General features: G+C 71.0%; 7 protein-coding genes and 1 riboswitch. Of the genes, 4 read left to right on the top strand and 3 right to left on the bottom strand.

What is annotated here, in order from left to right; all coding sequences use genetic code 11:
- The first annotated feature begins 65 nt into the window (after window positions 1–65).
- A complete protein-coding gene (locus ACZ3II_RS03560; protein ID WP_465516030.1) occupies window positions 66–5,237 on the top strand; it encodes an Ig-like domain-containing protein in 5,172 nt (1,723 codons plus the stop codon).
- Here the strand turns inward: ACZ3II_RS03560 and ACZ3II_RS03565 are convergent.
- A complete protein-coding gene (locus ACZ3II_RS03565; RefSeq protein WP_465516031.1) occupies window positions 5,185–6,078 on the bottom strand; it encodes a winged helix-turn-helix transcriptional regulator in 894 nt (297 codons plus the stop codon). The genes ACZ3II_RS03560 and ACZ3II_RS03565 overlap by 53 nt on opposite strands.
- A 1-nt stretch (window position 6,079) precedes the next feature.
- On the opposite strand from ACZ3II_RS03565, the gene ACZ3II_RS03570 reads away from it, so the two are divergent.
- Window positions 6,080–7,318 (top strand): MFS transporter, encoded by a 1,239-nt coding sequence (locus ACZ3II_RS03570; RefSeq protein WP_465516032.1) that lies wholly within the window; start codon window positions 6,080–6,082, stop codon window positions 7,316–7,318.
- A gap of 57 nt (window positions 7,319–7,375) precedes the next feature.
- Here the strand turns inward: ACZ3II_RS03570 and groL are convergent, their stop codons facing one another.
- Window positions 7,376–8,998 (bottom strand): chaperonin GroEL, encoded by a 1,623-nt coding sequence (gene groL, locus ACZ3II_RS03575; protein WP_465516033.1) that lies wholly within the window; start codon window positions 8,996–8,998, stop codon window positions 7,376–7,378.
- A 373-nt stretch (window positions 8,999–9,371) separates the two neighbouring features.
- Between groL and ACZ3II_RS03580 the strand changes: the two genes are divergently transcribed.
- A complete protein-coding gene (locus tag ACZ3II_RS03580; RefSeq protein WP_465516034.1) occupies window positions 9,372–9,875 on the top strand; it encodes a GNAT family N-acetyltransferase in 504 nt (167 codons plus the stop codon).
- A 44-nt stretch (window positions 9,876–9,919) separates the two neighbouring features.
- Window positions 9,920–10,354, top strand: a complete 435-nt coding sequence (locus ACZ3II_RS03585; RefSeq protein WP_465516035.1) for a hypothetical protein — start codon at window positions 9,920–9,922, stop codon at window positions 10,352–10,354.
- Between the two features lie 177 nt (window positions 10,355–10,531).
- On the opposite strand, the gene thrC is transcribed toward ACZ3II_RS03585, so the two are convergent.
- Window positions 10,532–11,815, bottom strand: coding sequence for a threonine synthase (thrC, locus tag ACZ3II_RS03590; protein ID WP_465516036.1), 1,284 nt, complete (start codon window positions 11,813–11,815; stop codon window positions 10,532–10,534).
- A gap of 9 nt (window positions 11,816–11,824) precedes the next feature.
- Window positions 11,825–11,964: riboswitch (SAM riboswitch) on the bottom strand.
- Window positions 11,965–12,078: the final 114 nt, after the last annotated feature.

Here is a 12,078-nt window from a genome sequence, read left to right on the forward strand (position 1 = left end):
CATCGACCTCCGGTATGCCACGAATAGTCAGCATCACCCGGTAAGTCGAGATTACCGTCGGAGCCATGCACCGGACCGGGACCGCGGTTCTGCTCGTCTACGCCACCCTGCTGGCCGCGACCGCCCTGGTGGCCCGGCCGGTGGCGGCCGCGGTGACCTCGCCGTTCACGGTGCGGTACGCGGCCAACACCAACGGCTCGATCCTGCTGCGCGGCAACACCAACCTGGTCTGCCCGCCGCTGGGGAACTGCCTCAACGCGCGGCAGGGGCTACGGCCGAACGGGGAGTCGCAGGACAACAACGGGTACGTGATGACGAATGCCGACGCCGACGGCGACCTGGGCCTTGTCACCCGCAACGACAGCACCGCGACGGTGGCCCTGCCGCCGGGTGGTTCGGTGCTGTTCGCGGCGCTGTACTGGGGCGCGGACACCGGCGGTGGCACCTCCGGCGTGGACGCGCTGCTGCCGGGGGACCGGGGACGGGTGCTGTTCCGTACCCCCGGCTCGGGGTGGCGGACGGTGACCGCGGGGAAGATCTTCGACCCCGGTGGCGGCGACACGAACTATCAGGCGTTCGCCGACGTGACCGCCCTGGTCGCCGGCGCCGGCAACGGGGTGTACGGGGTCGCCAACATCCAGGCCGGCATCGGTGTCGACCGGTTCGCCGGGTGGACCCTCGCCATCGCCTACCGCGATCCCGCCGAGAGCCTGCGCGCCCTGCGCCTGTATGACGGGTACGGCTCGGTGAGCGCGAGTTCCGGCAGCGTCAACATCACGGTCGGCGGCTTCGAGACGCCGCACGCCGGTACCGTCCGCGCCGAGATCGGCACCGTCGTCTACGAGGGCGACCGCGGCAAGTCCGGGGACGTGCTGCGGCTGAACGGGGCGGCGGTGAGCGACACCGCGAACCCGGCGGACAACTTCTTCAACAGCACGGTGAGTGACGGCGGGACGCCGGTGACCGGTCGCAGCCCGGCCTGGCCCAACCTGTTCGGCGTCGACATCGACCAGTTCGACGCCACCGGGCGGCTCGGGCACGCGGCCACCTCGGCCACCCTCACCCTGAACACCACCAGCGACACGTACTACCCGGGGGTGGTCAGCTTCGCGATCGACCTGTACGCCCCGAAGATGACCACCACCGTGACCGGCACCGACGTGAACGGCGGCGACCTGGTGGCGGGCGACGTCATCGAGTACCGCATCGACGTGCGCAACGACGGCAACGACACCGCGGACGCCTCCTGGCTCACCAACGCGATCCCGGCGTGGACCACGTACGTGCCGGGATCGCTGCGGATCGGCGGCGGCCCGGTCACCGACGCGTCCGGCGACGACGGCGGCACGGCGCGGCCCGGACGGGCCGAGTTCGCGCTCGGGGACATCGCCAGCGGGGGAACGGCGTACGCGATCCTCCAGGTCCGGATCGATCCCGGCGCCCCACCCGGCTACTCGATCGCCAACGCGGTCGACCTCAGCTACACCGGGCACACCGCGAACGTCAGCGTCTCCGGGCCGGCCGCCTCGGTCGCCACTCCCGTCGCTCCCGGCCGCACCGACCTGGTCGCCGCCCTGACCGTGCAACCGCCGGTGCTCCAGCGCCCGGCCCTGCCCGCCGCCGTCTCGTACGTCGCCACGGTCCGCAACGCCGGCACCGCCCAGGAGAACGCGGCCACCGCCGAACTGACCCTGCCCGCCGGGGTCGGCGCCGGCGTCCTGCCCACCGGATGCTCGGTGTTCGCCCAGGTGGTCACGTGCGCTCTGGGCCCGGTCGCCCCGGGCACCGCGGCGACCGTCACCGTCCCGGCCACGGCCGCCGGGACCGCCGCCGCCCAGCCGGCCGCCACCCTGACCGTGTCCGGGACCGGCTCCGACGCCCTGGCCTCGAACGACACCGCGACCGTCTCGTTCCGGATCAACCTGGCTCCGGACCCGTCCGGTGACTCCGCGGCCACCACGATCGGGACGGCGGTGACGGTGCCGGTGCTCGGCAACGACAGCGACCCGGACGGCCTGTCGTCCGCGCTGACCGTGTCGATCGGCACGCCGCCCGGGCACGGCGCGGCGATCGTCAAGGCCGACGGCACTGTCACGTACACGCCGGCGGCCGGGTGGAAGGGGAACGACACGTTCACGTACGTGCTCGCCGACGCGGACGGTGGCCGGGCCACCGCGACGGTGACGGTGCGGACCGCCAACGCCGCGCCGGTCGCCCGGGACGACGCCGAGGCCACCGCCTCCGGCGCCGAGGTGATCGTCGCGGTGCTCGGCAACGACAGCGACCCGAACGGCGACCCGCTGACCGTGGTCGCGGTCAGCGGCCCGCAGGCCGGCGCCGGGACGGTCCGGATCGACGGCAGCGGCACCGTCGCGTACGCGCCGTCGGCCACCTTCGTCGGGCAGGCCGTCCTCGGGTACACCGTCAGCGACGGTGAGGGCACCGCGACCGCCCGGATCCTGGTCGACGTGGCGAACGCCGCGCCGACCGCGAGCGACGACCTGGCGACCGTCGCCTACCTGGGCAGCGTGACGATCCCGGCGCTCGACAACGACAGCGACAACAACCTGGACCCGCTCACCATCACCGGGACCGGCACCCCGTCCTCGGGGACCGCCACCGTGGTCGGCACCGGCACCGACACGAAGGTCGTCTACCAGGCCGCGGCCGGGTTCTCCGGCACGGTGACCTTCCGGTACACGATCCAGGACAACCACAGTGGCACGTCCACCGGGTCGATCACGGTGGTGGTCGGCAACGCCGCGCCGGTGGCCGGGGACGTCGCGAAGAGCACGGCGTACCGCACGCCGGTGGGGCTGAACGTTCCCGCCACCGACCCCAACGGCGACACGTTGCGGGTCAGCGGAACGACCGGGCCGGCGCACGGCGTGGTCGTCCTCAACACCGACGGGACGCTCACCTACACGCCGGACGTGGGCTGGTCCGGCGACGACACGTTCACCGTCACGATCGCCGACACCCGGGGCGGCACCGCCACCGCGACCGTCACGATCACCGTGCTGAACGCCGCGCCGACCGCCCGGGACGACGACGTGACGGTGCCGGCCGGGCCGCAGTCGCGGATCGAGGTGCTGGTCAACGACGACGACCCGAACGGCGACCCGCTCGCTGTCACGATCGACGCGGGGCCCGGGCACGGCAGCGCGACGGTCAGCGGCGGCGGGGTGGCGTACCAGCCGGCGGCCGCCTACGCCGGGACGGACACGCTGCGCTACACGATCAGCGACGGGCGGGGTGGCACGTCCGCGGCGGACGTGACGATCGAGGTGGTCAACGCCTTCCCGGTGGCCCGGGCGGACGCCGTCACCACCGACACCGGGGCGCCGGTCACCATCGACGTGACCGCGAACGACAGCGACCCGAACGGTGAGCCGCTGACCGTCGCCGGCTGGACCGCGGCGGCGCACGGGACGGTCACGGCCGGCGTGGGCGGGACGCTCATCTACGCCCCGGACCCGGGGTTCACCGGTGTCGACGGGTTCGGGTACACGATCCAGGACCCGCACCGGGCGAGTCACGCGGCCGTCGTGACGGTCACCGTGCGCAACGCTCCGCCGGTGGCGTTCGACGACGCGTACACCGTCCGGCAGCAGGGCGCCACCACGCTCGCGGTCCTCGCCAACGACACCGACGCGAACATCGGCCAGCCGCTGACCGTCGGCTCCGCCGGTCCCGCCGCCCTCGGCAGCGTCGTGGCCGGCGCGGAGAGCGTCGACTACACCCCCGGTCCGGGCGCCATCGGCACCGACACCTTCGACTACCTGGTCCGCGACGAAGTGGGCGGGAGCGACACCGGCACGGTACGGGTCACCATCGACGCCGCCCCGGCCGCCGCCGACGACAGCGCGGCGACCCCGTCGGGCACCCCGGTCGACGTACCCGCCCTCGCCAACGACACCGACCCGGAACAGCAGGCCCTCACGGTCACCGCCGCCGAGACCCCGGCGCACGGTCACGCCCTGATCGGGACCGGCGGGATCATCAGGTACGCGCCCCGCCGCGGCTTCACCGGGACGGACACGTTCGGTTACACGATCCGGGATCCGATCGGCAACACCGCCACCGCGCGCATCACGGTCCGGGTCGCCAACGCCGCGCCGGTGGCCCGCGGCGACACGGCAGCCGCACTGGCCGGGCACCCGGTCGAGATCGACGTGCTGGCCAACGACACCGACGAGAACCCCGGGCAGACCCTCGGCATCGCCACTGTCGGCACGCCCGGGCACGGGACCGCGACGCAGGCGGGGGACCTGGTCCGCTACGCGCCGCCGGCCGGCTGGGAGGGTCAGGACCTCTTCCGGTACGAGGTGAGCGACGGTCACGGCGGCACCGCGGAGGCGATCGTCGAGGTCACGGTGACACGGCGGGTCCCGTACGCGGTGGCGGACTCCCGGTTCACCCCGCACGGCCGTCAGGTGACCGTGCCGGTGCTGGCCAACGACCTCGACCCGAGCGGGACGCTGCGGGTCACCGCGGTGACCACGCCGGAGCACGGAACGGCCCGGATCGACGACGGGACCACCGTCACCTACACCCCGGAGGCGGGCTTCGCCGGGGACGCCGTGTTCGCCTACACCGCCGTGACAGCGGACGGCTCCGCGACCGGCGCGACCGTCACGGTGACCGTCGGGCCGCCGCCGTCCGCCCCGGACCGGGAGGCCGTCACCCCGCCCGGCAGTCCGGTCGGCATCTCCCTGCCGAGCACCGACGAGCAGGGCCGCCCGGCGACCGTGGGCCGGATCGGCCGGCCCGGGCACGGCACGGTGCGGCTGAACCCGGACGGGACTCTCACGTACACCCCGGATCCCGGCTTCACCGGCGTCGACCGTTTCAGCTACGAGATCATCGACGCGAACGGCAACGTCGCCTTCGGCACGATCATCGTGACCGTCCCGGCCCCCGCCGCCCCGTCGCCGTCATCGCCGTCATCGCCGGCTTCACCCGAGCCCGCCCCGCCGATCATCGTCGTCCCGATCACGCCGCCGGCCTCCCCCTCACCGGCGATCCCGCCGAGCCCGTCCGGCTCCCTCGCGCCGACGCGATCTCCCGCCCCGGGGCCGCCGGAGCACCCGGACCCGCCGGATCTGCCGGTGACCGGACCGGGCCTGATGTCGACCAGCTGCCTGATCACCCTGCTCGGGGTCCTGGTGTACGCGTTCTCCGCTATCCCGTTACCGCCGCCAGCATCGCGTCGACCGAGGCCGCCGGGTCGGTGATCGGGAACTGCACCTCCCGGATCGTGCCGGCGGGGTCGATCAGCAGGCTCAGCCGTTTCAGGCGGTCACCGCCGGCGACCCGGAAGGTGGGCAGGCGCAGCGCGGTGGCGAGGCGGCCGTCGGCGTCGGAGAGCAGGTCGTACGGCAGTCCGGCGTGCTCACGGAACGCGTCGAGCTGATCCGGCCATTGGGTGCTGATCCCACGGATCCGCGCCCCGGCCTCGGCGAACCGGCCGGCACGCGCGGCATAGGTGGTGGCCTCGAGGGTGCAGCCGACCGTGCCGGGGATCTCCGACCAGTGCGGCGGATAGCCCTTGGCGCCGGGGGCGAACGCGCCGGGGAAGCAGAACAGCACGGTCCACTCGTCCGGCCCGGCCGGCCGGATCCCGACGCCGTCGTGCCGGTGCAGGATGGTTTCCGGCAGCCGGCGTCCGCGCAGCCCGTGCACCCGGCGATGTTCGGCGGAGCCGGGCTCAGCGGTCGCGGAGAGGGTGCCGTCGCCGAGCACGAACCGGTCGCCCCAGTCCTGCAGCGCGAGCAGCACCGGAAGCAGCGCCTCACCCTTGGCGGTGAGCAAATAGTCGTGACGAGGCGGCCGGTCGGTGTATCGCCGCTGGTAGAGGACGCCCCGCTCGGTGAGCGCGGCGAGCCGTTCGGCGAGCGCGCGGCGGCTCATCCCGAGTTCCTTCTGCAGCCCGTCGAAGCGGGTCACACCGCCCGCCACGTCCCGGACGATCAGGAACGTCCACCAGTCGGTGAGCACTCCCAGCGCCTGGGTGACCCCACAGTCCACATCCGTCAGCTCGACCCGTCTCACGACCACCACTATAGTCAGTTCCATTATGAAACTGACTCCGTTCTGGCGATGGTGGACCGCGGGCGCGATCAGCAGGACCGGCTCCGCCGTGGGCACCGTCGCGCTGCCGCTGGTCGCGTTGACCGTGCTGCACGCCTCCGCCTTCGAGATGGGTCTGATCACCGCCGCGACCTACCTGGCCTACCTACTGATCAGCCTGCCCGCCGGGGTGATCGTGCACCGGCTGCCGCTGCGAGGCATCCAGGTCGGCGCCGACCTGGCCCGGGCGGCCGCGGCGCTCTCGATCCCGCTGGCCTGGTGGGCCGGCATGCTGACGATCGCGCAGGTGATCGTCGTCGCGCTGGTGATCAGCTTCGCGAGTGTGCTGTTCGACGTGTCCAACCAGACGTTCCTGACAGCGCTCGTCCCGAAGGAACAACTGCAGTCACGTAACAGCCTCACCTCCGGCACCCAGGCAGTCACCGACCTCGGCGGCCCGTCTCTCGGTGGTCTCGTGGTGCAATTGCTCGGTGCGGTCCCCACGCTGCTCGTGGACGTGGCGAGCTACCTGTTCTCCGCGACGCTGCTGCGCACCCTGCCGGAACGCCCTTCCGAGCCGGATCCACGACGGCCGCCGATGACCGTGATGATCCGCGAGGGCTGGAGTTACGTGATCCGTCATCCGATCATCAGGCCGGCCATGTGGGACGCGACCGCGACCAACCTGACCTGCGGCGCGATGCTCGCTCTCTACCCGTACTACCTGGTCCGTGAGCTGCACGCGTCGCCTGTGGAGGTCGGGCTGCTGCTCGCCACCGACGGCGTGGGCACCCTCATCGGGGCGGCGCTGACCACCCGGTTCACCGAGCGGGTCGGTACCGCACGCGCGCTGATCGCCTCGTCGATCGTCGGCGTGGCCGGGGCGCTGCTCATCCCCTTGGGCACCGGCGTCACCGCGTACCTGGCGTTCGCCGCCGGGAACATCATCTTCGCGATCTCGACGGTGATCCTCAGCGTGACCACCCGGACCTACCGGATGACGGCGAGCCCGCCCGAACTGCTCTCCCGGGTGATCGCCACGGTCAAGTTCGTGTCGTGGGGCGCCATTCCGATCGGCGGCCTGATCGCCGGGGCGCTGGCCGGCCCGCTCGGCGCCCGGACCACGCTGGTGATCTTCGGCGCGCTGACCGTGCTGTCCCCGATCATCTATCTGACGTCCCGGGTCCGTGGACTGCGCGACCTCACCGATCATGTGCCGGCCGAGCCCACCTCGCAGCCGGCCTGAAACGCCGGAAGGCGGCCCGCCGAAGCGGACCGCCTTCCGGTGTGGTGACTGATGGACTCAGAAGTCCATGTCGCCGCCGCCGGGGCCGGCGGGGGCGGCCGGGGTCTTCTCCGGCTTGTCGGCCACGACGGCCTCGGTGGTGAGGAACAGCGCGGCGATCGACGCGGCGTTCTGCAGCGCCGAGCGGGTGACCTTGGCCGGGTCGATGATGCCCGCGGCCAGGAGGTCCACGTACTCGCCGTTAGCGGCGTTCAGGCCCCAACCCGCTTCCAGGTTGCGCACCTTCTCCACCACGACGCCACCCTCGAGGCCGGCGTTGACGGCGATCTGGCGCAGCGGGGCGTCCAGAGCGACCTTCACGATGTTGGCACCGGTGGCCTCGTCGCCCGACAGGTCCAGCTTGTCGAACGCGAACTTGCCGGCCTGCACCAGCGCCACGCCACCACCGGGGACGATGCCCTCCTCGACGGCCGCCTTCGCGTTGCGAACGGCGTCCTCGATGCGGTGCTTGCGCTCCTTGAGCTCGACCTCGGTGGCCGCGCCGACCTTGATCACCGCGACGCCACCGGCCAGCTTGGCCAGGCGCTCCTGCAGCTTCTCACGGTCGTAGTCGGAGTCCGAGCGCTCGATCTCGGCGCGGATCTGGTTGACCCGGCCCTGGATCTGCTCGGCGTTGCCGGCACCGTCGACGATGGTGGTCTCGTCCTTGGTGATGACGACCTTGCGGGCCGAGCCCAGCAGGGACAGGTCGGCGGCGTCGAGCTTGAGGCCGACCTCTTCGCTGATGACGGCGCCACCGGTCAGGATGGCGATGTCCTCCAGCATGGCCTTGCGGCGGTCACCGAAGCCGGGGGCCTTGACGGCGACCGACTTGAAGGTGCCACGGACCTTGTTGACGACCAGGGTGGCCAGGGCCTCGCCCTCGACGTCCTCGGCGATGATGACGAGCGGCTTGCCGCCCTGCATGACCTTCTCGAGGACCGGGAGCAGGTCCTTGACCGCGGAGATCTTGCTGTTCGCGATGAGGATGTACGGGTCGTCGAAGACGGCCTCCATACGCTCCGCGTCGGTCATGAAGTAGGCCGAGATGAAGCCCTTGTCGAAGCGCATACCCTCGGTGAGCTCGAGCTCGAGGCCGAAGGTGTTGCTCTCCTCGACGGTGATGACGCCTTCCTTGCCGACCTTGTCCATCGCGTCGGCGACCTTCTCGCCGACGGTGGTGTCAGCGGCCGAGATGGAGGCGGTGGAGGCGATCTGCTCCTTGGTCTCCACCTCCTTGGCCAGCTTGCTGAGCTCCTCGGAGACGCTCGCGACGGCGGCCTCGATGCCCCGCTTCAGGGCCATCGGGTTGGCGCCGGCCGCGACGTTGCGCAGGCCCTCGCGGACCAGGGCCTGGGCCAGGACGGTCGCGGTCGTCGTGCCGTCACCGGCGACGTCGTCGGTCTTCTTGGCGACCTCCTTGACCAGCTCGGCGCCGATCTTCTCGAAGGTGTCCTCGAGCTCGATCTCCTTGGCGATGGATACACCATCGTTGGTGATCGTGGGGGCGCCCCACTTCTTCTCCAGGACGACGTTGCGACCCTTGGGGCCGAGCGTCACCTTGACGGCGTCAGCGAGCTGGTTCATGCCACGCTCGAGGCCCCGACGAGCCTCCTCGTCGAATGCGATGATCTTGGCCATACGGCGTTGTCCTCCCGGACATCCGCGGTGCCGGGCCTCGTCGGCCCCGCTCTCCGCACTTTGAGGAAGTCTGCGGACGCCACCACCTGGCGAAGGTGACGTCCTCAGGCCGAGCCGGATAGCCCGCGACGACCGGCTCCGTGCCCCGATGCCGATGGCAGCACCGCGACCGGAACCCCACCGTCCCGACCTGTTGGCACTCACAAGGCGCGAGTGCCAATCACTTGTTTAGCACTCTCGAATGGCGAGTGCAAGAAACCCCATCTTCCCGCGAAAGCTCTCCGACAGCCCCGGGTTTCGATAAGGATCTTGAAAGCCCAGCTCACGGCGTATCCCACTTGCCGGGAGGGGCCCGGAGCGGTAAGAGAACTGCATGGAGAACTGGACCGTACGCCGGGTCACACCGGACGACGCGGCACGGATGCGTGCCCTGCGCCTGGAGATGCTGGCGGACAGTCCCCTGGCCTTCCTGGAGACCCTGGAGCGGGCGGCGGCCCGGCCCCACGAGGGCTATCGGCAGCTGATCCGGGAGTCGTCGTCCGGGCCGGAGCGGGCCCAGTTCATCGCGGATCCGGGCGGTCCGCTGATCGGTCATGCCGGCGGGTGCGTGGTGCCCGGCGAGCCCGGCTGCACGGTGATCTTCGCGGTCTACCTGACGCCCGCGCACCGCGGCGGCAAGCTGCTGGGCCAGCTGGTCGAGGCGGTCGCCGACTGGTCCGCGGCGTGCGGGCGTGACGAGTTGATGCTCGAGGTGGTGTGCGGCAACGGGCGCGCCGTCCGGGCGTACGAGAAACTCGGTTTCGCCGACACCGGCGTGCGCCTGCGGCATCCGACCATCCCGGCCCTGGCCGAGCTCCAGATGCGCCGGAGAGTGTGATGGCCGGGCGCGGATGGCATCGGGCGCGGACCACGCTGACCGCGGTGAACGGGACCACTCTGGCCGGTCTGCTGCTGGCCAAGGCGACCGGTGCCCGGATCCGGCGGGGCCGGGACGGGGTCCTGATCGCCGAGAACTACCGGCTGCGGGTGCCGAAGGCGACGTGTTTCACGGTCGGGTCGGTGATCATCACGAAGCGGACCGCGGACTGGCTGCTGGCCGAGGAACGGACCCGGCTGTTCGCGCACGAGTCACGGCACGCCGGGCAGTACGCGGTGCTCGGGCCGTTGTTCTGGCCCGCCTACTGGCTGGCGTGCGGCTGGTCGATCGCGCTGACCAGGTCCTACGGCGTCCGGAACTGGTTCGAACGGAACGCGGGCCTGGAAGACGGGAATTACCCGTTGGAGATCCCGTTGCGGCCATGGGTGAACAAGGTTTTTGGTCGGGAGGACGGACGCACAGCGCCTCCGGGCACGTAGCCAGATGGGTCAGCGCTGGATCGTTGGGACCCTCGGAGATTGTCGCCAAGCTCAGGTGAGGGGCCTCGTACGGCGTCGCGTCCTCCCGCAGAGAGCATCCTGCCGATCCGGAGATCGGATCGCAAGTCCTCGGAGGAGGTAATTCTCGACAACCGGCTGATAACCGGTCACTGAGAGTTATCCGAGCAGGCCCGCCTCACGCGCGCCTTTCAGCGACGGCTTGATCGTGTGGGTGGGTCCAACCTGGCCGGCCACCGCGTCCAGAGTCTTCAGACCCTCGCCGGTGTTGTAGACGACGGTCTCCTTGCTCGGGTCCAGCCGGCCGCTCTCCACCAGCTTCTTCAGCACCGCGACGGTGGTCCCGCCGGCGGTCTCGGCGAAGATGCCGGTGGTTTCGGCGAGCAGCCGGATACCGGCCCGGATCTCGTCGTCGTTGGCGTAGTCCATCCAGCCACCGGTGCGGCGGACGGCCTCGATCGCGTACGGCCCGGCGGACGGGTCGCCGATGTTCAGCGACTTGGCGATGCCGGTCGGCTTCACCGGGGTGATCACGTCGGTGTCGGCGTGCAGCGCGACGGCGATCGGGTTGCAGCCCTCGGACTGGGCGCCGAAGACGGTCCAACCGCCCTCCGGGGCCTCGGCGAGACCGATCTCGACGAGTTCGCTGAACGCCTTGTCCACCTTGGTGAGCAGCTCACCGGAGGCCATCGGGATGACCACCTGAGCCGGGATGCGCCAGCCGAGCTGCTCGGCGACCTCGTACCCGAGGGTCTTGGAGCCCTCGGCGTAGAACGGCCGCACGTTCACGTTCACGAACGCGGTGTCCTCGAACTCGTCGGTCTCCACCAGCTCGCTGCACAGCCGGTTCACGTCGTCGTAGGAGCCCTCGATGGCGACCAGCTCACCGCCGTACACCGCGGTCGTGATGACCTTGCCCTGCTCCAGGTCGGCCGGGATGAACACGATGCTCGGCACGCCGGCGCGGGCCGCGTGGGCGGCGACCGAGTTGGCCAGGTTGCCGGTGGAGGCGCAGGAGAACCGGGTGAAGCCGAGCTCCTTGGCGGCGGTCAGGGCCACCGAGACGACCCGGTCCTTGAACGAGTGGGTCGGGTTCTGCGAGTCGTCCTTGACGTACAGCGGCGCCTGGATGTTCAGCGCGGCGGCCAGCGCCGGGGCGGCGACCAGCGGAGTCATGCCCGGGTCGACGGAAACGCGGGTCGCCGGGTCCTGGCCGGCGGGCAGCAGGGCCGCGTACCGCCAGATGTTCTGCGGGCCCGCCTCGATCTGGGCCCGGGTCACCCGCGCGAGCGCCGCCTCGTCGTAGGCGACCTCGAGCGGGCCGAAACATTCGTAACAGGCGTGCTGCGCGGCGAGCGGGTATTCAGCACTGCAGGCGCGACAGATCAGACCGCGGGCGGGCGACGTGGAGGTGGTGGAGGGTACGTCGACGACAGACGTCATTTGAGTTTCCTCTCATCTTTCCCCGCGGCGACCTGCCGAAACGGGGACGGAATTAGCACCTGCCACGCGCGGCCTCGTCATCGAGATGTCCTGCGCGGTGGTTGCCGGGGCTTCGTCGGGCCGTATCCCTCTGCCCCTCTGGATGAGGTATTCAGTTGTTTCCCACACCTTACGACGAGATTCCGTCAACGCCATACGGAGATCCCGAGGTGTGAGCGACTTCCTTCCAGATTCCTCCCAGAACCTCTCAAAACCCTCTTTTG

This window comes from Actinoplanes sp. NPDC019969 (assembly GCF_055562375.1).